This window comes from Flavobacterium niveum (genome assembly GCF_055231775.1).
The window spans coordinates 427084-453983 of the sequence record NZ_JBUYSX010000003.1 but is presented as its reverse complement, the minus strand read 5'-3'; the positions used below and the strand labels follow the sequence as shown (position 1 = coordinate 453983).

At 43.2% G+C, this 26900-nt stretch carries 20 protein-coding genes; 9 read left to right on the top strand and 11 right to left on the bottom strand.

The genetic code is table 11. The features are described 5' to 3' along the window. Positions 1-57: 57 nt before the first annotated feature. A complete protein-coding gene (locus ACZIX4_RS10405; RefSeq protein WP_463335568.1) occupies positions 58-2016 on the bottom strand; it encodes a sensor histidine kinase in 1959 nt (652 codons plus the stop codon). Positions 2017-2261: 245 nt separating this feature from the next. Here ACZIX4_RS10405 and dnaK point away from each other — a divergent pair, with 245 nt between their 5' ends. Continuing rightward, positions 2262-4157 carry a molecular chaperone DnaK gene (gene dnaK, locus ACZIX4_RS10400; protein ID WP_463335567.1) on the top strand — a complete coding sequence of 632 codons (1896 nt, stop codon included), beginning with the start codon at positions 2262-2264 and terminating at the stop codon, positions 4155-4157. 320 nt (positions 4158-4477) lie between these two features. On the opposite strand, the gene ACZIX4_RS10395 is transcribed toward dnaK, so the two are convergent. Then, positions 4478-7753 carry a cytochrome c biogenesis protein gene (locus ACZIX4_RS10395; RefSeq protein ID WP_463335566.1) on the bottom strand — a complete coding sequence of 1092 codons (3276 nt, stop codon included), beginning with the start codon at positions 7751-7753 and terminating at the stop codon, positions 4478-4480. A gap of 176 nt (positions 7754-7929) precedes the next feature. On the opposite strand from ACZIX4_RS10395, the gene ACZIX4_RS10390 reads away from it, so the two are divergent. Continuing rightward, complete coding sequence (locus ACZIX4_RS10390; protein ID WP_463335565.1) at positions 7930-9858, top strand: M1 family metallopeptidase; 1929 nt, start codon at positions 7930-7932, stop codon at positions 9856-9858. A gap of 87 nt (positions 9859-9945) precedes the next feature. Here ACZIX4_RS10390 and ACZIX4_RS10385 read toward each other — a convergent pair whose 3' ends face one another. Both ACZIX4_RS10385 and ACZIX4_RS10380 read right to left on the bottom strand, forming a co-directional pair. Continuing rightward, positions 9946-10392, bottom strand: coding sequence for a response regulator (locus ACZIX4_RS10385; protein ID WP_463335564.1), 447 nt, complete (start codon positions 10390-10392; stop codon positions 9946-9948). A 16-nt stretch (positions 10393-10408) separates the two neighbouring features. Next, positions 10409-10966, bottom strand: coding sequence for a helix-turn-helix domain-containing protein (locus ACZIX4_RS10380; RefSeq protein ID WP_463335563.1), 558 nt, complete (start codon positions 10964-10966; stop codon positions 10409-10411). A gap of 253 nt (positions 10967-11219) precedes the next feature. On the opposite strand from ACZIX4_RS10380, the gene ACZIX4_RS10375 reads away from it, so the two are divergent. Continuing rightward, positions 11220-11906 (top strand): hypothetical protein, encoded by a 687-nt coding sequence (locus ACZIX4_RS10375; RefSeq protein WP_463335562.1) that lies wholly within the window; start codon positions 11220-11222, stop codon positions 11904-11906. A 276-nt stretch (positions 11907-12182) separates the two neighbouring features. On the opposite strand, the gene ACZIX4_RS10370 is transcribed toward ACZIX4_RS10375, so the two are convergent. Further along, the gene (locus ACZIX4_RS10370) at positions 12183-13214 is read right to left on the bottom strand and encodes a formimidoylglutamase (RefSeq protein ID WP_463335561.1); all 1032 of its coding nucleotides are present in this window, start codon (positions 13212-13214) and stop codon (positions 12183-12185) included. A 106-nt stretch (positions 13215-13320) separates the two neighbouring features. Here ACZIX4_RS10370 and ACZIX4_RS10365 point away from each other — a divergent pair, with 106 nt between their 5' ends. Beyond that, entirely contained in the window at positions 13321-14199 is an 879-nt protein-coding gene (locus tag ACZIX4_RS10365) for a hypothetical protein (protein WP_463335560.1), read from the top strand. A gap of 78 nt (positions 14200-14277) precedes the next feature. Here the strand turns inward: ACZIX4_RS10365 and hutI are convergent, their stop codons facing one another. Then, positions 14278-15513, bottom strand: coding sequence for an imidazolonepropionase (gene hutI, locus ACZIX4_RS10360; RefSeq protein ID WP_463335559.1), 1236 nt, complete (start codon positions 15511-15513; stop codon positions 14278-14280). 77 nt (positions 15514-15590) lie between these two features. Between hutI and corA the strand changes: the two genes are divergently transcribed. The 4 genes from corA to ACZIX4_RS10340 all read left to right on the top strand — a co-directional run bounded on the left by corA (position 15591) and on the right by ACZIX4_RS10340 (position 19320). Then, positions 15591-16673 (top strand): magnesium/cobalt transporter CorA, encoded by a 1083-nt coding sequence (corA, locus tag ACZIX4_RS10355; RefSeq protein ID WP_463335558.1) that lies wholly within the window; start codon positions 15591-15593, stop codon positions 16671-16673. A gap of 2 nt (positions 16674-16675) precedes the next feature. Continuing rightward, on the top strand, positions 16676-17374 hold the full coding sequence (locus tag ACZIX4_RS10350; RefSeq protein ID WP_463335557.1) for a DUF1003 domain-containing protein: 699 nt from the start codon (positions 16676-16678) through the stop codon (positions 17372-17374). Between the two features lie 165 nt (positions 17375-17539). After that, complete coding sequence (locus ACZIX4_RS10345) at positions 17540-18415, top strand: oxidoreductase (RefSeq protein WP_463335556.1); 876 nt, start codon at positions 17540-17542, stop codon at positions 18413-18415. 95 nt (positions 18416-18510) lie between these two features. Next, the gene (locus ACZIX4_RS10340; RefSeq protein WP_463335555.1) at positions 18511-19320 is read left to right on the top strand and encodes an AraC family transcriptional regulator; all 810 of its coding nucleotides are present in this window, start codon (positions 18511-18513) and stop codon (positions 19318-19320) included. 51 nt (positions 19321-19371) lie between these two features. Here ACZIX4_RS10340 and ACZIX4_RS10335 read toward each other — a convergent pair whose 3' ends face one another. The 4 genes from ACZIX4_RS10335 to ACZIX4_RS10320 all read right to left on the bottom strand — a co-directional run bounded on the left by ACZIX4_RS10335 (position 19372) and on the right by ACZIX4_RS10320 (position 23908). Beyond that, positions 19372-19866, bottom strand: coding sequence for an N-acetyltransferase family protein (locus ACZIX4_RS10335; RefSeq protein WP_463335554.1), 495 nt, complete (start codon positions 19864-19866; stop codon positions 19372-19374). Positions 19867-19878: 12 nt separating this feature from the next. Further along, a complete protein-coding gene (locus ACZIX4_RS10330; protein WP_463335553.1) occupies positions 19879-20541 on the bottom strand; it encodes a thiamine diphosphokinase in 663 nt (220 codons plus the stop codon). Between the two features lie 137 nt (positions 20542-20678). Then, positions 20679-21503, bottom strand: a complete 825-nt coding sequence (locus ACZIX4_RS10325; RefSeq protein ID WP_463335552.1) for a DUF4249 domain-containing protein — start codon at positions 21501-21503, stop codon at positions 20679-20681. A gap of 26 nt (positions 21504-21529) precedes the next feature. Then, positions 21530-23908, bottom strand: a complete 2379-nt coding sequence (locus ACZIX4_RS10320) for a TonB-dependent receptor (RefSeq protein WP_463335551.1) — start codon at positions 23906-23908, stop codon at positions 21530-21532. A gap of 108 nt (positions 23909-24016) precedes the next feature. Between ACZIX4_RS10320 and ACZIX4_RS10315 the strand changes: the two genes are divergently transcribed. Beyond that, positions 24017-24553 carry an endonuclease V gene (locus tag ACZIX4_RS10315; RefSeq protein ID WP_463335550.1) on the top strand — a complete coding sequence of 179 codons (537 nt, stop codon included), beginning with the start codon at positions 24017-24019 and terminating at the stop codon, positions 24551-24553. Positions 24554-24662: 109 nt separating this feature from the next. Here the strand turns inward: ACZIX4_RS10315 and ACZIX4_RS10310 are convergent, their stop codons facing one another. Beyond that, on the bottom strand, positions 24663-26888 hold the full coding sequence (locus tag ACZIX4_RS10310) for an NADP-dependent isocitrate dehydrogenase (protein ID WP_463335549.1): 2226 nt from the start codon (positions 26886-26888) through the stop codon (positions 24663-24665). Positions 26889-26900 lie beyond the last annotated feature (12 nt).

Sequence of the window (26900 nt, the reverse complement as noted above, 5' to 3'; positions counted from 1 at the left end):
TACAATTTTCGTGAAATTTCATAGGGTTTTCCCTAATTAGCATATCCTTAACATTTTTTAGCTTTCAAGGTTAGCTATTGTAAACCAGAAAGTACTGCCTTCACCGGGTACAGATGTTACCCATATTTTGCCCCCGTGCATTTCGGCAATCTTTTTACAATTGGCTAGCCCCACGCCATAACCTTCATAATCGTCGCGACGGTTTACGCGTTGGAAAATATTGAAAATGCTCTTAAAATGCTTCTCATCTATACCAATACCGTTATCTGATACATAAAACTCATGTTTGTGCTCATTATTGTTGTAGCTGTAGCCTATGTGTATAGTGCATTGGACATCTTTCCGGCAAAATTTTACGGCATTGTTTATCAGGTTCTGGAAAAGTTGGCGGAGTTCTGTTTCATAAGCAGGGATTACCGGCAGGGGAGTGTCGGTATATATTTCTACGTTTGATGCAGTGATAAGCCCTTTCAGGTCGGCTTTTACTTCGTTTACAATTGTAGCCGTATCGGTAGTAGACAGTTGCTTGTCGCGACCCAGGAGCCCATAATTTAGCAGGTGCCTTATAAGACCACTCATGCGTGTGGTGGCCTGTTCCATTTCGTCAAGGTGCATGCCTATTTCATCGGTAAGCGCTTCAGGATAATCCTCCCGTAGCAACCCAATATAATTAGATACCGTGCGGAGCGGTTCCTGCAGGTCATGTGAGGCTATGTAGTTAAACTGCTCCATCTCCTGGTTTTTTATTTTCAGTTCGCGCATCTGTTCATTAATAATGCGTTCGGTGTTTTTACGTTCGGTAATGTCTACCACTATGGCAAGGCCCACAAAGCCGTCTTCCGTTTTCAGCGGGGTAAGGCCAAGTTCTATGGGAAATTCATGTCCGTCCTTATTACATGCATACAGTTCCGCTTCAGAGGTATACTTCCTTGAGGTTGGCCGTACAAAAAAGCGTTTCCTTTTCTCGGGGTGCAATGCCTTAAAGCGGCCGGGCAGCAGCATTTCTATCTTATTCCCCAGCATTTCTTCCTTCTTGTAGCCAAACATCTTTTCCGTTTCAAGGTTTGCAAGCAATATTCTACCTTCTTCGTTGGCTATAACAAGGGCATTGGGCAGGGCTTCAAAAACACTGTTCAGCTTTTCAGTTTCCAGCAGCATTTTGTGTTCCAGTGAGTTTAGTTTTTTTGACGTTTGCCAGATAAACACAAGGCTTATAACAATGATTAGGACCGCAAATATCAATGAGTTCGTTTGCCTGAACATAAACTGGTAGTGGTCTATATAACCGTCTATGTAACTCATCAGCAGCATAGCCGCCGATATTTTTATAAACAGCCTGCGTGCCATTACATTGCCTATACCTGTACCGGTAAACAGGCGGGTAAGGCCGTGGCGGTAATTGAGTAGGCTGGCTGCCACAGAAAACAACACAAAACACACACCGGTGTTTATGGCCATAGGGCGGTACTCATTATAAGTGTATACGTCCTGTAAATTGAAAATATACCCAAGCAGCTCTAAAGTGGATATAAAGGTTACGCCATGAAGCAGGTATTGTGATAGGGTGATGACCGTGTTCTTTTTACTGTTACCCAGTAGCAACCCTAATCCCGAGAACAAAAAGCACGATGAGGTGTATATTGATATTTTGCCCTGCACCATATAGGTTTCGCGGTTTTGCCACGCTGCATACAACAGGTGAGACAAAGGCCTGTCTTGTATAAGGCTTTGCTCCAGGCCTACAAACCCGATGAGTGCTGCCGAACCTGCCAATATACGTGCCAACAGCCTGTATTTTTGCAGTGAATGTGCCAGGTGGAGTATCAGTGAAACGGATAGCAGGATAAGGCCGATAGCGGTACTTACCTTCATAGTGGTGTACCCGGGCACTACGCTTTTCAGGGTTTCATTATCATATACCCAGCCGATTAAAGACAGTACGCTGAGGATAATAATAGCCGCTGCCGAATAAAATGCTGCGTATTTATAACGAAGTACAGGCATGGTGTGCATCATTTGGTGGTTTTGGTTATAATTCAGTTTTGATGGAGTTACTATAAATTTACTAAAAAAACACGACCTGTATTGACAAAAAGTGTGACATTAACTATTTGGAATGATTCTTCCGTGTCAACTTGTCATAAGTTTTCTGACAATTTACACAGTTTTGAATGGCATGGTTTACTGGCACAATCATTGACTAATAGAAAGCGTACTGAAATAAAAATATAAATCGGAAACAAAAAAATAAACTATATAAGATGAGTAAGATAATAGGAATCGACTTAGGAACAACCAACTCTTGCGTAGCCGTAATGGAAGGCGGTGAGCCGGTTGTTATTGCAAATGCCGAAGGGAAAAGGACCACGCCATCGGTAATCGCTTTTGTTGAAGGAGGCGAAATTAAGGTGGGCGACCCTGCTAAAAGGCAGGCGGTAACTAACCCTACAAAAACCATAGCTTCTATTAAGCGTTTTATGGGTAACAAGTATACTGAAAGTGCTAAAGAAGCATCTACAGTAGCTTACAAAGTGGTGAAAGGTGACAACGACACCCCACGTGTAGACATTGATGGCCGCCTTTACACTCCACAGGAGCTTAGCGCCATGACGCTTCAGAAAATGAAGAAAACCGCTGAGGATTACCTTGGGCAAACTGTAACAGAAGCCGTTATTACTGTACCGGCTTACTTTAACGATGCACAGCGCCAGGCTACTAAAGAAGCCGGTGAAATTGCAGGCCTTAAAGTAAGGAGGATTATTAACGAGCCTACTGCAGCTGCACTTGCCTACGGCCTTGATAAAGCCGGTGTTGACCAAAAAATAGCCGTATATGACCTTGGTGGTGGTACATTTGATATTTCTATCCTTGAGCTTGGCGACGGCGTATTTGAAGTGCTTTCTACTAATGGTGATACACACCTTGGTGGTGACGACTTTGACCAGGTAATCATCGATTGGCTTGCCAATGAGTTTAACAGCGAAGAAGGTGTAGACCTGCGCAAAGACCCAATGGCACTACAACGCCTTAAAGAGGCTGCTGAAAAAGCTAAAATTGAACTTTCTGCCTCTGCACAGACCGAAATAAACCTGCCGTACGTTACTGCAACTGCTTCAGGCCCTAAGCACCTTGTAAAAACACTTACACGTGCTAAGTTTGAGCAACTTGCCGATGATCTTGTACAGCGTTCTATGAAGCCTGTTGCAAAGGCGCTTCAGGATGCAGGTCTTAAAACTTCAGATATTGACGAAGTTATCCTTGTAGGTGGTTCTACACGTATACCACGTATACAAGAAGAAGTGGAGAAATTCTTTGGTAAAAAACCTTCAAAAGGTGTTAACCCGGACGAGGTTGTGGCTATTGGTGCTGCTATCCAGGGTGGTGTACTTACCGGCGACGTTAAAGACGTACTACTTCTTGACGTAACCCCGCTTTCTCTTGGTATCGAAACTATGGGTGGTGTAATGACCAAGCTTATCGAGGCTAACACTACTATCCCTACCAAAAAATCACAGACATTCTCTACCGCAGCTGACAACCAGCCATCAGTAGAAATCCACGTGATACAAGGTGAAAGGCCAATGGCTAACGACAACAAAACTATCGGACGTTTCCACCTTGACGGAATTCCTTCTGCACCAAGAGGCGTACCTCAAATTGAAGTAACTTTTGATATTGATGCTAACGGTATCATTAAAGTATCGGCTACAGATAAAGGTACAGGCAAGTCGCATGACATCCGTATTGAGGCTTCTTCAGGTCTTACACAGGAAGAAATCGAAAGGATGCGCCGCGAAGCTGAAGAAAACGCTGAAGCTGACAAGGCTGCAAAAGAAAAGGTTGAAAAGCTTAACGAAGCTGATGCCATGATTTTCCAGACTGAAAAACAACTTTCAGAATTTGGCGATAAGCTTTCTGCCGGAAACAAAGGCAACATTGAAGCTGCCCTTACCGAGCTTAAAGCTGCTTACGAAAGCAAAGACGCTGCTACCATACAGCCTGCGCTTGACAAGATTAACGAAGCCTGGAAAACTGCATCTGAAGAGCTTTACAAAGCCCAGGCCGAAGGCGGACAGGGTGGTGCCCAGCAAGCGGAGCCACAAGGTGCCGAAGCCGGAGATAATGTTCAGGATGTAGATTTTGAAGAAGTGAAGTAATCTTTTACTCTAAGATTTAGAGATAATAGATGACAGATAATAGACGCCCCGCAATTTGCGGGGCGTTTTTATTTATATGTCTTGCCCTGAAAAAGTTGATTAATAAAATATCAACCTATTTCAGGATTAATTAATAAGAAGATAGGAAATGTATTCGATAGCTTCTGTTGAGAAATGCATTTTACAAATCATTTTAATGAGTAATGACTTGATTATAATGCTGTAAAATATAATTACATAAAGAAATACATTAATATATAACGTATAAACAACAAAGCGCTCCTTTTGAGAGCGCTTTGTTGTTTTATTACTAAGTTATACTACTTTTTCTTCAGTACTGCTTTATACCTCCAGTAAGCAAAACCACCAAGGATAAGCATACCGGCTGCCATATAGTAAAAATGTGCAGGTGTACGCGGTTCACCGGTAGCGTAACTGTGCAGGCCGGTAAGGTAGAAGTTTACACCAAAATACGTCATTAGTATAGAGAAATATGCCAATGCGCTAAACAGGCTGAATATCCACGTGCCTCTTAGTTTTGGCACAAGACGCATGTGTATTACAAATGCATATACCATAATACTTACCAGCGCCCAGGTTTCCTTAGGATCCCAACCCCAGTAACGGCCCCAACTTTCGTTTGCCCACTGCCCGCCAAGGAAGTTACCTATGGTAAGCATTACAAGGCCCACGGTAAGCGCCATTTCGTTTACGTAGGTTAGTTCCTTAATATTAAGTTCGAGCTTCTTTTTATTTTTTTCTGTTGCAAACAGCATCAGTATAAGAGATACAAGCCCCAGTATCATAGACAGTGTAAATGGCCCGTAGCTGGCTACAATCACCGCTACGTGTATCATCAGCCAATAGGAATTAAGTACCGGCTGCAGGTTAGCAATAGCACTATCAAGCCAGTTCCAGTGTGCTACCATAAGGATAATACTGGTTACAAAAGCGGCCGCTGCAACCACAAGGTCTGACCTTCGCTTTACATAATCTTTTACGAAGCTTATCTTCATAACAAGATGCAGTATTATATTAGGGGTAAAGCCTGCACCCAGCGCAAGTCCAAAGAACATTGTAGCCCAGGCAACATAGACTATAGACTCGTAAGCGTTACTCCATGGGGCGTGGCCCGATAAGTACCAACGTACAATAAGCCCGGCTGTATGCAGTGCAAACAATATCCATATAATGGTACGGAAAACTTTGATAGAAGTATTTATACCGCGTGTGTCTTTAAAAATTTTGATTAGGGCAAATACAAGCATCAATAACCCTGCATATAGGTAGTACTGGAAAAGCCTTTCAAAAATATTCACCTTGTTGTACAACAACTCTGCGTCAATTTTACGATCAGATGGTATTACTGTAGTGCCCATTTTCTTTTGGTACAGGCTCAGGTTATCCAGTATGTCATCGGCAGCTTTATAACCTCCGGTTTGTACTGCCCCGCCAAGTGACCCGAAATAATACGGCACTATATTGCGTATGGTATCCATACCCTTAATACTGTCGGTAACTGCCTCGGTATACGATACCCACTTGTGGTTTTTGTTGCCCGGCACCGGAAGTACCTTAAACAACTGCCCCGAAAGGGTAAGGTTAAGCAATACTATACGTTCATTAATATCTTTAAAGTCCTTATCAAACTTATTCATTTCCTTTTTATGGGCGCCTTCTTCCAGTACAGCGCTCAGCTTATAGTTACCCTTGTCATCAAAAAAATCGGACATGGCAGCATACTCGGTATCAACAGGAAGCCCGGTTATTTTACGCAGGCTGTCGTTATGCCTTGCAAGAAAAATGACAGGCACTTCATACCACATCCTGTCCATAAGCGTCATGGAAAGCAGTGCCTGGTCTGAGTTCATGCCATGGAATGTTTCCTTCTTGCTCAGCTTGCGCAAAAGTTCAGAAGAGAATGTGTTAATTGGCATCACACGCCCATTATCCTGAATAAGGATACGGCCAAACTTAGCAGCATGCTCCTTGCTTACCTTATATTTCTCAAAAATAGAATCCAGCTGTTTATCGGTTGGCCTGTCATGCTGGTGTTTTTCTTCTTGGGAATGGTCATGGTCGTGATTGTGATCATGGTCGTGATTGTGCGTTTGCGCATATCCGCCCAATGCAAAGAACAGTACAAGCAGGGCGGTAAGTCCGGCTTTCTTCTCGTGTATTTTATCAATCTTCCTTTTCAGGTCGCCAAAGCGGGTGTTTTTGTCAAACAAAATAGCCATAAGCCCCAGGTACAACAAAAAGTAACCGGCATACGATATCCATGTACCCCAAAAGTCGTGGCTTACCGATAGTTTGGTACCCAGCTCATCCGGGTCAAAACCCGACTGGAAGAAACGGTAGCCACGGTAATCAAGCACGTGGTTCATATAAATATGGTAGTCAAATTTGTCTTTCTTCTCAGTATCGTCTATAGTAACTTTACTTTCAAATGACGAATATCCGGCGCTCATACCTTCCATACCGGGATAGCGGTTTGCTATAAAGTCGTTAAGCGTTACATCAAACGGAAGTTCGTAGGTTTTACTGCCGTACAGCAGCGTGAAATCAAGCTTACCTATTTTAAAGGCCACCGGTACGCCTATCTTCTGGTTACCACCCATAAGGGTTACTTCTTTTTCTTCGCCCTGTGTTTTTACGGTAAGCGTTAATGCCGAATCGTCCTTGGTTTTATAGTCACCGTTAAACACATAATCCACTTTACCTTTTATGGCACGTTCAGGCAGTACAAACATGGCACCCGCCACATTATACAGTGATCGGAACATAAGCGGCTGCACAGTGTCTTTGGCTACTTTGCCCTGCATACGGTCGGCCATGCGCATAAAGCTACCTTCAAACGGGGCGCTTAGTGTATAGTCTTCGCCATTTTTGGTAATGTTAATAGCACCGGCAGTAGGCTTATTAAAGGCAAACAGTATGTTGTTTATGTTTTGTACTTCCCCAGCCTTCAGGTAATGTTCGGCGCGTTTACCCTGGCTTTGCTCTACCAGTTTCATGTATTCGGTTCCGTTAGCATCGGGCACTATGTTTTCTTTCGCACCCAAAACATAGTTTTTGTACTCTATTTCAAAAGGTATGCTGTTAAACTCATCATCTATACTGAAGTGGTTGCTTGCCAAAAGCGGCATTTCTTTACTGGTCATCAGTATCGTCTTTTCATACGTACGGCGCATTACCTGCCCTTGGTATTCGCCATCTACCCATACGGTAAGGTAAGGTTTATCGCTGTAAAACTGGTGTTCGGTAGCCTTTTCGCGTATTGGCATCATGCCTTCGTAGCTCAGGTAGCGGGTTACAAAAGCGCCTATAAGTATTAATATAAAGGCAAGGTGCAATAGCAGCGTAGCCCATTTCTCGCGTTTGTGAAGCTGGTATTTTTTTATGTTGCCCAAAAAGTTAATCAGGAAAACCAGCATTATACCTTCAAACCACCATGTATTATAGATAAATACGCGTGCGGTTTCGGTATTATATGCGTCTTCTATAAATGTGCCTATGCCCATAGCAGCAGCAAAGAGTAGGAACAACATGGCCATTAAACGGGTAGAAAACAGGAAAGATGCTATTTTGTTCATTTGTGTATGTACAAAGAGGTTGTAAAAAATCCCTGCAAAAATACTCAAAACTTCAGTTTGAAGCAGCCGTTATTTCATAAAATTAGATATAAAGTAAAATATTGTATCAATTTTATTATTTACATTAAGTTAGGTATCTTTGGTCGCAAAGGAAACATAACCATTACCTTAATTTAATGAAAATACAAAAAATATTCTGGTTCATAGGCCTTACTGCTTTTACGGCCTTTGCCCAGGAAGCCGACCCTACCAACCAGGAAAAGTTTGATGACATTATGTACCGCCGCGGCAATACCTACAGGGCTGCCAGTGGAACACCCGGCCCGGAATACTGGCAAAACCACGCCGACTATGTTATAGAGGCCGAGCTAGACGATGTAAGCAATACCCTGAAAGGCAAGCTTACCATGACCTACTACAATAACAGCCCGCAAGACCTGTATTATATATGGATGTATGCCGAGCAGAACCGCTTTACCGAGAATTCGCGCGGTACGCTTACTACGCCCGTTAGTGGTAACCGTTATAGCGGCGATACCGACGGTGGCCTGAATATAACCAACCTTTCTGCTAAGACCAAGGGTTTTACAGGTACTAAGTTTCTGGTTAGCGATACCCGCTTCCAGGTATTTTTTGATAAACCGATTAAAGCTAATGGTGGCAAAGCAACTGTAAGTATGGATTTTGAGTTTAAAATCCCGTCTGAAGGTATGGATCGTATGGGGCGCCTTACTACACAGGGTGGTACTACATACTCTATAGCCCAATGGTATCCGCGTGTGGCTGTATACGATGATGTTATAGGCTGGAATACAGAACCGTACCTTGGCGCTGGTGAGTTCTATGTGGAGTACGGCAACTTTGATTACAAAGTTACAGTACCGTACAACCACATAGTAGCAGGCTCAGGTTTGCTTGTAAATGCCGGCGAAGTGCTTACAAAACAAGAGCAGCAACGCCTGGAACAGGCCAAAAACAGCGATAAAACCGTATATATTATTTCTCCTGAAGAGGCTGGTAATACTACCGTAACCCGACCGGTGCAGAGTGGTAAGGTTACCTGGCACTTTAAGATGGAAAACACACGCGACGTGGCGTTTACCACTGCGAAGAATTTTATTTGGGATGCTGCACGTATCAACCTGCCAAGCGGTAAAAAAGCACTGGCACAATCGGTATATACTAAAGAAGTAGATGATAACAATGCCTGGGGTCGCAGTACCGAATACGTAAAGGGCAGTATAGAGCACTATTCTAAAACGTGGTTTGAATACCCTTATCCTAATGCCATAAATGTAGCCAGTAATGTGGGCGGTATGGAATATCCGGGTGTGTCTTTTTGTGGTGCTACAAGTATCCGCGGCGACCTTTGGGAAGTAACCGACCACGAGTTTGGCCACAACTGGTTCCCTATGATAGTGGGCAGCAACGAGCGCCGTTATGCGTGGATGGATGAAGGATTCAATACATTCATCAACTACTACAGCGCCGGGGCATTTAATAACAATGAGTACCCGAGCAATATTGGTAAAAGCCGTGCCCATGTTTTTTGGCTAAAGAGCAGCAAACGCGAAAGCATAGCTACCTACCCAGATGTAGCAAGGTCGTCTATGAATTTAGGTTATACAGCATATTACAAGCCTGCAACCGGTCTTATAATGCTGCGCGAATACATATTGGGCCACGAAAGGTTTGATTACGCTTTTCGTAATTATATAAAAAACTGGGCATACAAGCACCCGCAGCCAACCGACTTTTTTAACGCCATGGACAATGCTGCAGGTGAGAACCTTAACTGGTTCTGGAGGGGATGGTTCCTTAGCAATGCCAATATAGACCTTGGTATATCTGCAGTAGCTGAAGAAAAAGACGGTTACCTGATAACCTTTACAAACAAAGGCGACATGCCTGCCCCGGTAGTGTATAAAGTAACCTATGACGATAATACTACAGAGGTGCGTACCCTGCCGGTAGAAATATGGCAACGTGGCAACGAATGGAATCATTTCTTTAAAACCACCAAGAAAATTAAAATACTGGATATAGACCCGGGACGCTTCGTTCCGGATATTAATATAAGCGATAATACCTGGACTAAGGAATAATAAAAAAAGCAGGATAAACTTATCCTGCTTTTTTATAGTATATAAAATATCAAACAAAAACGCCCTGCAATATGCAGGGCGTTTTTGTTATAGGCTTAGTATAAAATTGTCTTTGCTTAACCCATCTGAAATATGCTGCCAGTTAATGTGTACCACATCACTAAGTACTTTTTTCAGCATGTTAAAGTCGTTAGGCTTTTTAATGTAAACGTTAGCTCCGGCTACAAAGGTTTCCTCAATATCCTGTTCAGATGAAGAAGTGGAATATATGGCTACCGATATTTTCTTTAGCTGGTCGTTTTGCCTTATTTCCTTAAGACACTCCATACCGCTTTTTCGGGGCATGTTCAGGTCCAGGAAAACGATATCCGGGAGTACACTGCCGGGAGTATTTAGGTATTCCATAAGCTGCTCGCCATCGTTAAAGGTGGTAATGTCGTATTTTATCTTTACCTCCTCAAATGCCTCCTTAAAAAACAGGCGGTCATCTTCATCGTCGTCGGCAAGCATTATATGCAGTGGTTTATCGTGCATCAATTTTTTTAAAGATTTATTTAATATCAGTAATCCTTTTTTGACGCATTATTTTCCTGAAGGCAGAGGGCGTTACCCCTGTAATATTTTTAAACTGCTGCGAAAGGTAAGCCACGCTGCTATAATTCATCATGAAAGAAATCTCGGTAAGCGATAAATTTTCTGTTAACAATAGTTGCTTAACCCTTTCAATCTTGTGCAAAATAATGAAATTTTCGATAGATATAAAAGTAACTTCCGAAAAAACCTGAGAAAGTGTACGGTAGTTTTCACCGAGCTTTTCAGACAGGTACGTAGATATTTTAAGCGATTGCATGCCCTTATCTGCATACAGCATTTCCAGGATTACATTCTTTATTTTTTGTACCAATATATTCTTTTGGTTGTCAACGATTTCTATACCGAATGCCTCCAGCGATTTTAAAAAGGCATGATAGGTATCGGCAGGTACGCCGCTTTTAAAATTTACATATCCCGGCTCAGTCACCTTGCAGTCTATATTAAATTTATCGAGTTGCTGCTGCAGCAGAACCTTACACAGGGTGTCTATGTTGTACTTCAGGTAAAGTTCCATACGGTATTTTTCGTTATAACTGGTTTTGTAGGATATCTTCAGTAGAGATATAAAAGTATAAAATTTTATGGTTGTAATACTTACACTTTTGTACAGTACACAATATTGTAAAATACACCATGTGTTAAAAATTAACATTTTGAAAATGTGCGCATTGTAAATGCTATTAGTATGTAAAATTTTATAAAAATTTATTAAACCCATACCTTATCAATGTTTAAACCTTGTATTTTTATGCGATAAATACTACTGTATGCCACAATTGTTGCCACCGGACGGCGGTATCATCTATACCGAAACCGATATGCATTACCTGTTCCCCGAACCGCTTAATGCCATAACATCGTGCTTTTTCCTTGCCATAGCCATTTATTGGACATTTAAGCTGTGGGGCAGGGGCAGGCAATATACATTTCTCAGTTTTGCATTAGTACTCCTATATATAGGAGGTATTGGCGGCACCATATACCACGGCCTGCGCCAATGGACTTTCTTCATCATGATGGACTGGGTGCCTATTATGCTGCTGTGCGTTTTTGCGGGAATTTATTTCATCAGCAGGCTTACAAAATGGTATTATGCACTACTGCTGGTTGTGGCATATATGGCATTCTGGTACATATTACGCACTTACCTGAAAGGAGCAACAAATGTGCAGCTTTACATAAATATTAATTATGCCATAATGGGATGCATAGTATTACTTCCTGTTTTAGGTTACCTTATAAAAACAAAATTTAACCACGGTAGGTGGGTAGGCTATGCTTTGGTTGCATTTGTATGCGCACTTACTTTTAGGGTGGCCGACCCTTGGCACTGGATGGCATGGGGTACGCACTTTTTATGGCATACATTTGGGGCTATAGCAGCATTTTGTATGTTTATGTATTTATACCTTATAAACAATGGAGAGCCAACCTATGAAAGCGTAACAAAATAAAAAACCTGTTTGCGGAGGCTTTGCAAACAGGTCTATAGCATTATACGGTATATACCGGCAAAAAGTGTTATTAATAATGTTTGTGCCGGAAAGAAATTTTAACGTACCGAAAACAGTTGGTTTAGAAACTGATGCGGGAATGTAAAATTAGGCAAAATCACTATTTGAAATATCGTTTTTTCAATAAAAATTATCCTTTAATTGAATATTTTTTTAGCTACAATTTAGTTATTCTTAATGAATTGTTAAAAATTAACAATTATGTTATATCTGTAACTATTCCATTTTAGATTTAATGAAGTCGGCTATCAGTGCTGCAATTACTTTTCCGGTAAGGTGTATGTAGCTTTCATACTCCAGTTCCGGCACCGCTTCGCATATGTGCAAATAGGTTACATTGCGGCATTGCCCGAAATAATGTATAAACTGTCGTGCTTTTTCTATACTGAAACCGCTTGCCGTCATGGTATCAGTAGGGAAGTGGGGCAGGGCAGACAAATCCAGTTCCAGCCCGAATGGGTCATCGGCAATAAAACCTTTGGCGAGTGCCAATTCCTCATTAAAGTGTTTTTCCTTGCGTACAGCAATCTGCTCATAAGTGTTATACCGCAGGCGGTCGTTATGCTTTTTAATAGTTTCGAGTATGCCTTTGTTGGCATAACTTTCGTGCATCCCGAAAATAAAGTAATTTTTCAGGAACCCTTCTTCAAATGCATAGCTAAAGCCATTACCGCTGTGGCGTCCTTCCAGCATACGCAGGCGTGCACGGCTGTCGTAGTTTACAGCATTAATCGGCTTTCCTTTTGCCAGCGCGGCACCTTTTACATTACCATAAGCATTGTTATGCCCACCGCCCAATACAATAGGTATTTTACCCGCCTGAATAATGCGGCATACTATATGAGATACGTCTTTGTCTATCTTTTCTACCAGTGTACTCAGTTCCCTGCGGCCTTCTTTTTCACGAGAATCTATAACAGAAGCTGCTTCCATGGCTTCTGTAACGTCTACCTGTCCAAGCACTACAAGGCTACTGCCTTTGCAGAAACGGTTGTGTTGCATGTTGCAAATGCTGCGCAGGGCATAGTCCCAGGCTTTTGCTGCGCCTGGTTTTCCATGGTTGGCACGTACCCCTATATCTTCGGGCACACCCAGCAGAACAAACTGTGCCTCAGTTTCTTTCAAAAATTCAAACGGGTCTGTATCCTTAGGAACGGTTACTATACGTTCGCCAAATTTAATCTCCCCACTGCGCTGTTTTGTGTATTTTAACAGGTCTGCAGCTGTAAATGGTATAATATTTTTCATTGCTTGCTTGTTATACCAAAAATAATACTTTTCTGTAAATTTTTCTTAAAAGAGAAAAATCGTATTAATTAATAACTAAATTTGAAAAACTAATTACATAAACGTTATGGAAGAAAATCAAAAAAGCAACTCAGGACTGAAAATAGTAATCATAGTATTGTCCTTGCTTCTTATAGGAAGCCTTGGGGTAATGTACAAAATGAGTACTGACAGTAAGGAGACGGAAACGCAACTGGTATCTGAAAAAGATAAGCTAATGGCCGATCTTAAGGCTCAAAAAGAAAGCTATGATAAAGCTATAGCCGAAAACACTTCGCTATCGGGTGAGCTTGAGGCAGAACGTGCCAAAATTGTAGAGCTTATGGCTGAAGTAGAGAAATCTAACGGCCAGATTGCCGACCTGAAAGGTTTCAGGAATAAATATTCTCAACTTAAAAAGCAGCATGATAAGCTGATTGCCGAAAACCAAAGGCTGGTAGAGGAAAATGCTACACTTACCACACAGCGCGATAGTACTCGCGGTGCACTGGATGAAAGCAAGCGCCTTAACGATACACTTGTAGCGCAAAACAGTAGCAAGGATAAAGTAATAGAAAAAGCACAGAAACTTAGCATTACTAATGTACGTACCAAAACCTACAAGAAGAAAAGTTCTGGTAAGCTGGTAGAAACAGACAAAGCCCGCAGGGTAGATGTTATAGACGTTACCTTTACCATTGCTGCAAATGAGGTGGCTATAGCCGGAGAAAAAACATATTATGTTCAGGTAATAGACCCTAAAAACAATGTTGCTGGTGAAAAGAAAACCGAAACATTTAACGGGCAGTCGCTTACGTATAGCTTTGTTACCAAGGCTAACTTCCAGAACAAAACACTGGATATAAACCAAACTATTAATGGTGAGGATTTTGCTAAAGGTACTTACTTTGTAAACGTGTTTGATAACGGTGTACTTGTAGGTAGCTCAAGCTTCTCTCTACGATAATATACTTCGTAAATAATATAAAAATGGGTCTGTATCTTTTTGATACAGACCCATTTTGTTTTGTGTAAATTGTGTCTACTATATTATTTCACCGCCAATAATAATGGTATCTATAAGGTTGCTGCCAAAAGCATATGGCAGTTCGTAATACGAATTGAGCGGTTTGGTGATGATGATACTTGCCTTTTTACCAACGGTAATGCTACCGTGGGTCTCGCTTAGCCCCATAGCATAAGCGCCGTTTATAGTGGCTGCGTTTATTGCTTCTTCCGGGGTCATTTTCATTTTGATGCAGGCTGTAGCTACTACAAGGTTCATGTTGCCGCTGGGCGTGGTACCGGGATTGTAGTCGGTAGCCAGGGCAAGGGGCAGGCCTGCATTAAGCATTTGCCGGGCAGGTGTATATGGTATGCTAATGAAGAACGAGCAGGTGGGTAGCGCTACCGGCATGGTGCGGCTGCCTTTAAGAGCATTAATATCTTCATCGGTAACAATTTCCAGGTGGTCTACACTGAGCGCATTGTGTTTTACACAGGCAGCTATACCTTCAATAGCTGTAAACTGGTTCACGTGTATTTTGGCTTCCAGGCCGTAGCGTTTACCGGCTTCCATAATGCGTTCGGTTTCTTCCACAGAAAAATATCCGGTTTCACAAAACGCATCGATATAATCTGCCAAACCTTCGTTTACAATAGCAGGCAGCATTTCGTTTATAATCAGGTCAATGTAGCCCGTATGGTTTTCTTTATACTCTTTTGGGAAAGCATGCGCCCCAAGGAAAGTAGCCTTAACAGCTACCGGGTAATTTTCGCGCAGGCGCTTTACTACGCGCAGCATTTTAAGTTCGCCCTCCACAGTGAGCCCGTATCCTGATTTTATCTCAATAGCCCCCGTACCCAGTTTCATCACTTCTTCCAGGCGTTTGCGGCTTTGTTCGTACAGTTCGTCTTCGCCGGTTTCGTTCAGCCTGTTTGCCGAATTAAGGATGCCACCGCCACGGTTGGCTATTTCTTCATAGCTCAGCCCGTTAATACGGTCTACAAATTCCTGTTCGCGGTTGCCTGCATATACCAGGTGGGTATGGCTGTCGCACCAGGTGGGTAGCACAGTTTTTCCGGTGGCGTCTATAACCTCTGCATCTGGCAGGGCAGGGCAGCTATCCATTGTGCCAAAGCCTGTTATGGTATCGCCCTCTATAAGCAGCCATGCGTTTTGCAATGCGGGTAGTGTAGCCATTTCGGCACCACTGAGTTTATCAATATGGGTATCGCGAACCTGTAGTAGTTCTTTTATATTGGTAATGAGTATCGGCATATGTCAAAGTTTGTGTAAAAATAGCATCACTTTTAAAAAACTCCTATATTTATAGTACAGAAAATACCACACTTTTTGTGAAAAGAATAGAATACAATAAAGTACGCAGGGTGCAGCCCAATGCTTTTGAATACAATGGCGACCATACCGACGAACCCGTACAAATGCAGCTCTTTGTTTTTGACGAAGAAGGCTATGAGGAATATAAAAAAGTAAACCTGGAACGGGTAATCAGTGAGTGTACCGACCCTAAACAGGAACATGATATAAAATGGCTTAACCTACATGGCCTCAATAATCCGGAACTTATAAAAAACATTACCGAACTGCTAAAAGCAGAACCGCTTATAATAGGCGATATTCTTAATGTACACCGCCGTACCCGTATTGAGGAGCTTGGCGATGTGCTGTTTTTCAGCATAAAATCGGTACTGCCGGAGGAGGAGGATAATGTAGTGAAAACCGAACAGGTGAGCTTTTTACTGAAAGGAAATACCATAATATCGTTCCAGGAAAAACGCAGCGATTACTTTAACCACATACGCGAACGCATACGTACAGGCACAGGCGTTGTCCGTAAAAAGAAGAACGACTATCTGCTGTACCTGATGCTGGATGCCATTATGGAGAATTTTTTCATTACGCTGGAAAAATACGAGGAACGCATAGCGCAGCTTAATGATGAAGGCCGAACCAATTGCGGTGCCAACTTCATTGAACGCGTTGAAGCTACAAAAGACAATCTTGTATTCCTTAAACGCGCCATAACACCGCTTCGTGAAGCATTGTTGAGCCTTAAAAGCGAGCGGGATGAAGACGAGTATGAAACCATACGCAAGGCAACCCACGTATATTTTGCCCGCCTGCACCAAAAGTGCCTGGAACTTTTGGATCAAACCGATTACGACCTCACCTCACTGGACAGCGCCAGTAACTTCCATTTTGCATCGCAGGGGCAGCGTATGAATGAGATTATGAAAACCCTTACGGTGTTTTCGGTAATATTTATGCCGCTTACTTTTATAGTGGGTGTCTATGGCATGAATTTCGATAATATGCCTGAACTGCATACCCATAACGGATATTATATAGTGTTAGCAATAATGGTAATTACTATAATAGCCATGGTCATTTATTTTAAAAAGAAACGCTGGTTTTAATTATGAATTTTATTAGTGATGTATCTAAAAAGGAGTTCCCGCAGCAGGAAAAAGTACCTGCTACCGTGGTACGCCGCCCCATACTGGACCTTATTAAGGCCGAACACCCAGAATTTGACGACAGTTGCCACCTTGCCATGAGCGAGCTTAACGCGTATCGCGAGCGCTACATATCTGAATCGCTGGAGCAGGAGGTAGGCCAGCTTGACGACCTTGAGAAAAAGGTTGTAAAAGCAATGGCCGACAGGAAACTCGTTAGCGATAACCCCGATGATGATGACAGCCTGCCACTTACCTTTGGCCAGCGTATAGCCGATAAGGTTGCTGATTTTGGCGGAAGCTGGACGTTTATAATCTCTTTTGTTGCATTCCTGCTGGTGTGGATAGGCATCAATGCTTTTGTGTTCCTCAATAAGGGATTCGACCCATATCCGTTTATTTTACTGAACCTGATACTGTCTTGCGTGGCAGCATTACAGGCTCCGGTGATTATGATGAGCCAGAACCGCCAGGAAGAAAAAGACCGCCAGCGCGCCCAGAACGATTATATGGTTAACCTGAAATCAGAACTGGAAATACGGATGCTGCACGAAAAAATAGACCACCTGATACTGCACCAGGAGAAAACCCTGATGGAAATACAAAAAGTACAGGTAGATATGATGAACGATATATTGGCACGTATTGAAAAGAAAGTGTAAGCTCTATACAAGTTTAAAGGTGTTTAAATATAATTTGAAAAAATTCGTGTAATTCGTGGCTAACTTCAATGAACGTTTCAGCAAAGTAAATTTGAACGTTACACCAAAGTAGCCCCTTTTATTGCTGCCTAACTTTGTACCATAATCATTAAACAACATTATGTCATGGAAAAAGTTTGGTTTATAACAGGAAGTTCACGTGGCCTTGGCAGGAGCCTTACCGAAGCCGTACTGAAAAGCGGTGATAAAGTGGCTGCTACTGCCCGAAACCCTAAGCAGCTTGACGATTTGGTTGCCCAATATCCCCAGCAACTACAGGTAATACAGCTTGATGTTACCGATTATGATGCCGTACATTTGGCTGTAGCCGGTGCAGTAAAAAACTTTGGGCGTATAGATGTACTGGTAAACAATGCAGGTTTTGGTATTACCGGTGCCACTGAGGCATTTACAGATGACCAGGTACGCAGCCAGCTGGAAACCAACCTGTATGCACCTATAGAAGTTACCCGTGCGGTATTGCCCTACATGCGTAAGGAACGCAACGGACGCATACTACAGGTAAGTTCTATTGGCGGGCGTATGGGCAGTGCCGGGGTAAGTATTTACCAGGCGGCCAAGTTTGGCCTTAGTGGTTTCAGCGAAGCGCTGGCTAAGGAAGTAGCCGAACTGGGTATTAAAGTTACATCGGTAGAGCCGGGCGGTTTCCGTACAGACTGGGCGGGTGACAGTATGACCTATGCACGCAGGATAGAGGACTATGTTACGGTAAACAGCCGTGCCGATTATTTCAGTAGCGGTACATTTGTCCCTGTAGGCGATCCTGATAAGGCAGCCAAAGTTATGGTAGACCTTGCTGTACATCCGAATCCTCCCGTACACTTAGTATTAGGCAGTGAAGCCATAGGTTTTTTAAGGAGTGCCGATGCCTGGCGTGCTGCTGAGCTGGAAGAATGGCTGCCGGTAAGCCTTAGCACCGACCATGATGAGTCTGAAAATTTCCTTGAAACAGAAATGGGAAAAACTTATCTTAAGAAATAATTTTTCAGCCACGAATTTCACTAATCTGCATAAGCAGGCGATATGATTATAGTTTGTGTACATTAGTGAAATTCGTGTCAAAACATAAAAACAGTATGTCAAATACAAGCACTACAGTTATAGACGGTATTATTTATTCCTGCTACACCCGCCTGAGCCGCGAAGGTGAGAATTTTATACCGTACCATGTGTTTAGTTACATAGAATCGGGCAGCCTGCGTATTAACGATGGTAAAAAGGAATACCTGCTACAGGAGGGCGACTGCGCTTTTTACCTGCGTAACCGCCTTGCCAAATTTTCTAAAATGCCTGAACCGGGCAGGGAATTTAAATCCTTATCTGTAAGGATAGACAGTGATATACTCCGTGGGCTTAAAGCCAATTTTAAAGATGCGGCATTACAAAAGCCTGTAACAAATGATGCTATTATAAAACTGGATGAAAACCCTTTGTATACGGGTTTTGCGCAGTCACTCATATCCTATCTGGGCAGTGGTGCAACACTTACCGGGCCGCTTAAACAGTTAAAAGTCCAGGAAATAGCAATGCTGATACTCCAGGCGCAACCTGAGTTGGCAGGTGTGTTGCTGGACATAAGCGAACCGGGCAAAATAGATCTCAAGGATTTTATGCAGCGCAATTTCAGGTTTAATGTAAGCCTGGAACGTTTTGCCTACCTTACCGGCCGTAGCCTGAGTACGTTTAAACGCGATTTCGAGAAGATATTCGGTATTACGCCAAGTCGTTGGTTACAGCAAAAACGCCTTGACGAAGCCCGTTACCTTATTGCCGACAAAGGCTACAAAGCATCGGATGTGTATATTGAAGTAGGTTTTGAAAACCTGTCGCATTTTTCATTTGCATTTAAAAAAGCTTTTGGCAAAGCACCTACGCAATTGGGGTAGTTTTTAAAATACTGATTTGTGTAAATTGGTGAAATTCGTGGCTTAGATATCTCAGGAAAGCAACAACTGCATAAATTGCAAATCAAGCCAACGGTCAAATTTAAAAGCCACTTCTTTTAGCACTCCCGCTTCTGTGAAGCCAAATTTTTTATGGAAGGCAATGCTGCTTTCGTTTGCGGCGTCAATACAACCTACCATGCAGTGGTAACCTTCACTTCTACAAAGTTCTATAAGATGTGAGAAGAGTGTAGAGCCAACACCTTTGCTATGCGCATTTTCAGACACGTATACCGAATGCTCTACCGTAGGCTTAAACCCATCCTTAAATCTAAAGGTGCCGTAGGTAGCATAACCCAAAACGGTAGTATTTTCTTCGGCTATAATAACCGGCCAGTCCCCCTGCTGCTTATCAGCAAACCATTGTGCTATTTCGGCATCCGTTTTTGGCTCATAATCGTATATTGCAGTGCTATATACTATATTATGATTCATTATTTGCTGTATTTCAGGGAGGTCGGCGGCAGTAGCTTTACGTAGGGTAACCATAGTTCTTTTGCTTTAGTCGAAACATTCCATCATTAGTAAATCACCTTCACGGTGCTCTATAACAACCATACCGTCTTTGTCGGCTTCGTTGCTGCTACCGGTACGGTAACCTATGGTAAGCGATTCTTCGTGCAGTGGGTATTTCAGGTTTTTAGTGGAGATACCGTCAACTTTACCAATTGGGATAAGCGAGATAATTGTACCGGCTGGGTACCACTTTTCAAACTTATTCGGTAGCAGGAATATCTTGCTGTGGTCGTCCAGCAATACAACTTTCAGCTTGTCGCGAAAGCGGACTATATTGGTAATGTTAGTCACAGTATGGTCGGCGCGCCTACCCGTAGCCCAAATTACATTTACGGCAGGTATATTACGGGTGATAAGGTAGTCGAAAGCCTTTTCAAGGTCGGTTTTTTCCTGGTCGGGAGTATATACGATTTCCAGTGGATATTGCTGTTCCAGGTATTTTTCAGGGCTGAAGCCACGGTCGAAATCCCCAAGCAGTACATCTACCTTTATGCCCAGTTCCATCACACGGTCTATGGCGCTGTCTAAGACAATTACCAGTGGCGACCATTCCAGGAGCTGCCCCATAAGTTCTTTACTGCATTCGGCGCCGTTAGCTATTATAAGTGCGGGTTCCTGGTCGTCTCGTACTATGTGGTGTGATGACATTTTGTGTTGTTGCTATTTTTACAAAGGTAGTAACTTATGCGGGATTTTTACTGGAGCAATAAGTGCTACAGTAATCACACACAACAAAAAAGCCTGCTTTTATAAAAAAACAGGCTGATTGTGGAATATTAATTATTTCACTGGGTAATGGTATACTGTAGAGTGTCTACCTGCGTAACGCGGAAATACCCTAAGGCATAGTTATCAATATCGGTCTGGTTAACAAGATTGCCACGTACACCGGCCGGGGTGGTTGTAAATGGCCCGCCGCCGTTTCCACTGGCTACTTCAAGCAGCTTATCCATATAGTTTTTGTAGCGCTGCGAAATGCTGAACAGCCTTATACCAAGGGTTTGCCCCGGTTCTAGGTCTTCATCGGTAAAAATGCCGAACATTTCATTACCCTGCGTAAATTCATCGTCAAACACATCATAGTCAGGGTAGGGAAGTACCTCGGAGTCGAAACGTACCATGTAATAATTATTGGCAGTGGCATCGTCCATGAAATAGAAACGTACCTCAGTTTCATCACCTAAAAATCCCCCGTCATTTACCTGGTGTACCGTGGTAATATCAGGTATAGGAGCCAGGGTTTCTACCGCGGTATAGGTTTGGCTGTCCGTAATCACTGTAAGTGTATAGGTGTCACCTATAATGGGTTCAAAATCGTTGCATACATATTGCCCTGTACCGGGTGTTTCTGTAAAGGTAAAAAGTGTACCGGTGCTGTTTGCTACAGTTACTATGGCATCGCTTACTACGGGTACTTCACTTTGATAATAACCGGTAGTTGTGGTAAGCTTTATGATTTGTACATTGCCGGGTGTGCCTTTAACCCAGTCCAGTGATGCGTCTACTACAAGCCTTGGCGGGGCGGTGTCCAAGTTAACATCTACCACTTCTTCACAAGAAGTAAAAAGCAATACAGTAAGTATCGGAAGTATATAAAATATATTTTTCATGATTCTGATAATAAAATGGTTAACGATTAAAACTTAAAGTTATACGTTACACTGGGTATTACCCCAAAAATGGACAGCCTTACAGCTTCATTAGCACCTGTATCTTCGTTTTGGCGGAAGCTTATAGAAGCTGAGTTCTGCCTGTTGTACAGGTTGTAAATGCTGAATACCCATTCGCCCTGCCATCTTCTACCTTTCTGGTTTTGAGGGGTCAGGGTAGCCGAAATGTCCAGGTGATGGTAGGCCGGCAGCCTGTTTTCATTTCTCAGGCCGTAGCTTGGTATGGTAATGTCGCCGTAGTGGTACTGCCCGTTAGGGAATGTAACCGGGCGCCCGCTTTGCAGCGTGAATATTGCCCCAAACTGCCATTTCTTGTTCAACTCATACGCACTTGTTACCGAAAGGTTGTGCAGCTTGTCATAGCCGGTTTTGTACCATTGGCCATCATTAATGCCTATTTCATTTGGGGTACGTCCCGGGGTCTGCTGTTCTGAACGGGAAAGGGTATACGATACCCAACCGGTTAGTTTGCCCTCATTTTTACGCACAAGCAACTCAAGGCCGTATGCACGCGATTTCCCCCTTAACAGCACCTGCTCTATATTTTCATTGGCTATAAGGTCGGCACCATCTATATAGTCTAGCCTGTTTTTTATGTTTTTGTAGTATACTTCGGCTTCAACAGAATACGCATCATTTTTCAGGTTACGGAAGTAGCCTAATGCATACTGGTCCAGCAATTGTGGTTTCAGGTAGTTGTCGCTCGGTGCCCAAACATCCAGTGGGGTAGGCGATGCCGTGTTGCTTATCAGGTGTAGGTATTGTGCCATACGGTTATAGCTTGCTTTAATTGATGCATCATCGTTAAGGCGGTACGATACGGCTGCACGGGGTTCTGGGTTATTAAACTGTGCTATAACATCGCCGCTGCCGTAGTAGCGTGTACTTATAGGTGTAGCCTTTTCGTATATTTTCAGGTCATTGTCGTAGGCCACGGGCTGGTTATTGGCATAAATATTCATGCTTTGTGCACCCAGCCTGTAGAAAAGGCTGTAACGCAGGCCGTAACTCACAGTAAGCTTATCGGTCAGCTGGTGCTCGGCATCGGCGTAAAAGGCGGGTTCAAAGGCATATTTTTCAGCCAGCTTATCGGGATTAATGGCAGAATCCGGACCTGTAGGGGTAATTTCGCCGGGGTTAAAGCTGTAGTACACGGCATTAACACCATAGGTAAGCTTTATCTTGTCGTTTACGTAATGCTTAAAGTCGTACTTAAAGTTGTAGTTTTTAATACCGCTGTCCCACTTAAAGCCGATGAAATCAAGTGTCAACCCATAATAGTAATCGCTGTAAATAAGGCTCATGTTACTGAAAAGCTTGTCGCTATACAGGTGGTTCCATCTTAGGTTGACCAATGTATTGCCATAAATATTGTTAAAGCTACTGCTGATGCTCATAAGGTCGCGCCCGAAATAACCCGAAAGGTACAGGTTGTTGTTATCGTTTAACTTGTAGCTCAATTTGGTATTCAGGTCATAGAACGAGGCTGAATTATCGTTGCCCGAAAGTTTCAGGAACAGGTGGGCATAACTTGTACGTCCACCTACAAGGAATGATCCTCTATCTTTTACAATAGGACCTTCGGCAAGCAAACGGCTTGATATAAGCCCGATACCACCATTTACATGAAATTCGTTTTTGTTACCTTCTTTCTGGTAAATGTCCAGTACGCTGGAAAGGCGGCCACCATAACGGGCGGGTATCCCGCCTTTATACAGTTTGATTTCTTTAATGGCATCGGCATTGAATACCGAGAAAAACCCGAAAAGGTGCGATGAGTTAAACAACATGGCCTCATCAAGCAATATCAGGTTTTGGTCGGCAGCCCCACCACGTACATTAAAACCTGAAGACCCTTCGCCCGAATTGGTTACGCCCGGTAATTGCATCAGCGACTTAATAACGTCGGTTTCGCCCAGTACCACCGGCATCTTTTTAATTTCTGCCGATGTAAGGCGGTTCATGCTCATCTGCGGGGTACGTACGTCAGCCTTGGGCTTATCGGTACTGATTACCACTTCCTGAAGCTCATTCGCACTGCTGGTCAGGTTGTAGTTTTTGCGTACGTTACTTGTAAGCGTTATGGTCTCTTCAATAGTGCCGAAGCTTACATAACTTATTTGCACCGTGTAAGTACCCTGTGGCATTGAAATAGAATAGAAACCGTACTCATTTGTAGTAACAGCCGTTTGCAGTTCTTTAATGTAAACGGTGGCACCTATGAGGGTTTCGGTGGTGCCGGAGTCGGCTATAGTGCCGCTGAGTGTGAATTTTTCCTGTGCATGCAGGCCGCAATACACAAATAAAAAGAATACCGGCAGGTATTCTTTAAGCAGTTTTTTCATAGTGGTTTTTATTGATTGACGATAGGCTAACGCCTATCAGACGTTTTTTAGTACACTATGTTACAGGATTAATGGTTTTTTAATGCGTAAAATTGTTTTGCTAATGCATTGTTTCAGGATTTAAGAAATAATGCGCAATTTTACCGTATGATTTTAGCCATTGATGTGTACTACCTTGATAAAGGTGCCAAAGCTGTAGGTGTATTGTTTGAATGGGATGATGCCGCACCCAGGCAAACCATTATAGAGTTTATAGATGAAGTAGCCGATTATGTTCCGGGCAAATTTTATAAGCGTGAATTACCCTGCATAGAAGCCTTGCTGAAAAAGATTGGTACAGACTTTCTCGATGCAGTTATTGTAGACGGGCATATATACGTAGATAATAACGGTACTTATGGTTTGGGCGGACGCACTTTTGAGTTGATGGGCGGGAAGCTCCCGGTTATCGGGGTGGCTAAAACGGGATTCCATACCAATAAAGAAACCGTAATTGAGGTCTTTCGTAGCGAAAGCAAAAATTCGCTGTATGTATCGGCTATAGGGATGGATGTGGCTTTGGCTGCTGCCAAAATACACGCCATGCACGGCAGTTACCGCATGCCCGATATTTTAAAGAAGCTGGATATGATTACTAAGGAGTGATTTACAAGATAATCTCATAATAGGCTTAAACAAAAAAGCTGTCCCCGTAAAAGGGACAGCTTTCTTTATACTCCGGCTAATTTCGACCTAAGCAGGAGATTATTGGAATTTAAGCAAGTTTCGCAAGTATCGCATTAAGCGTGGCACTTGGCCTCATAGCAGCATCAGTCTTGGCATTGTCCGGGTGGTAGTACCCGCCAATTTCTTCAGCTTTGCCCTGAGCACCGATAAGCTCGGCATCAATTTTAGCTTCGTTTTCAGTAAGTTCAGCAGCAATAGGAGCGAAAATAGCTTTTAGTTCAGCATCTTTGTCCTGTGCAGCAAGCGCCTGTGCCCAATATAGTGCAAGGTAGAAGTGCGAACCACGGTTGTCTATCTGGCCTACGCGGCGTGCTGGTGACTTATCGTTATCAAGGAACTTCTCATTTGCAGCATCAAGGGTTTCGCTAAGTACTAATGATTTAGCGTTGTTCTGCGTTTGTCCAAGGTGCTCAAGAGATACACCAAGTGCAAGGAACTCACCCAGTGAATCCCAACGCAGGTAACCTTCCTCTACAAACTGCTGAACGTGCTTAGGCGCAGAACCACCGGCACCCGTTTCAAACAGGCCACCACCGTTCATTAGCGGAACGATAGAAAGCATTTTAGCCGATGTACCAAGCTCCAGGATAGGGAACAGGTCGGTCAGGTAGTCACGCAGTACGTTACCGGTTACAGAGATAGTGTCCTTACCGTCTTTAATACGCTCAAGCGAGAACTGAGTAGCAGCAATAGGGTCAAGGATTTGTATGTCAAGACCTGTAGTATCGTGGTCTTTCAGGTAAGTGTTTACTTTAGCGATAAGCTCGCGGTCGTGGGCGCGGTTTTCATCCAGCCAGAAAACAGCAGGAGTGTCGCTTAGCCTTGCACGGTTTACGGCAAGTTTCACCCAGTCCTGGATAGGCGCGTCTTTGGTCTGGCACATCCTGAAGATGTCACCGGCCTCAACAGCCTGCTCCATATATACAGTACCGTTGTTGTTATCTACAACTTTGATTACACCTGTGGCAGTAGCCTGGAAGGTTTTGTCATGCGAACCGTACTCTTCAGCTTTCTGTGCCATAAGGCCCACGTTTGGTACGCTACCCATAGTGGCAGGGTTAAACGCGCCATGTTTTTTACAGAAGTCGATAGTAGCAGTGTATACGCCGCTGTAGTTCCTGTCCGGGATAATGGCTTTAGTATCCTGTTGTTTGCCTTCTACATTCCACATTTGGCCGCTTGTACGTATCATTGCAGGCATAGAAGCATCTACAATAACGTCGCTCGGTACGTGAAGGTTCGTAATGCCAAGGTCAGAGTTTACATAAGCAAGCGCAGGGGCAGTAGCGTAAACGGCTTCAATAGCAGCTTTTACTTCAGCTTCTTCCGGTTTGCCTGCTATTTTAGCATAAACATCACCAAGGCCGTTACGTGTATCTACACCAAGTTGTTTGAACAGCTCAGCATACTTTTCAAATACTTCAGCATAGAATACCTCTACAATAGCGCCAAAAATGATAGGGTCAGATACCTTCATCATCGTAGCTTTAAGGTGTACAGAGAACAGTACGCCTTTTGCTTTTGCATCTTCAATTTCTTTAGAAACGAATGTTTTCAGTTTGCTTAGGCTAAGTGCAGAGCTGTCAATGATTTCGCCTGCTTTAAGCGGGGTAGAAGCTTTAAGTACGGTTGAAGTACCATCAGTACCTACAAACTCGATTTTTACATCGGTAGCCTCGCTTACGGTAACTGATTTTTCGCTACCGTAGAAGTCGCCTTCGCTCATACTGGCAACGTGTGTATTGCTATCAGCACTCCATACACCCATAGAGTGCGGATGAGCCTTAGCATAGTTTTTAACGGCTTTAGGCGCACGGCGGTCTGAGTTACCTTCACGTAGTACAGGGTTTACAGCCGAGCCAAGTACTTTGGCATATTTTGCTTTTACAGCTTTGTCTTCGTCAGTTTGTGCGTCTTCAGGGTAGTTAGGGATGTTGTAACCCTGCTCCTGAAGTTCTTTAATAGCTGCCTTAAGCTGTGGTACAGAGGCAGAAATATTCGGAAGTTTAATGATGTTTGCTTCCGGGGTGTTGGCAAGCTCACCAAGTTCGGTAAGTGCATCGCCTATTTTTTGTGCCTCGGTAAGGTTTTCAGGGAAGTTAGCCAGTATACGGCCTGCAAGTGAAATATCCCTTGTTTCAACATTGATTCCTGCTGTTGAGGCAAACGCCTGCACGATAGGCAGGAATGAATGTGTGGCCAGCATTGGCGCTTCATCCGTTATCGTGTAGTAAATTTTAGATTTGTCAGACATCTTCTGTTTGTT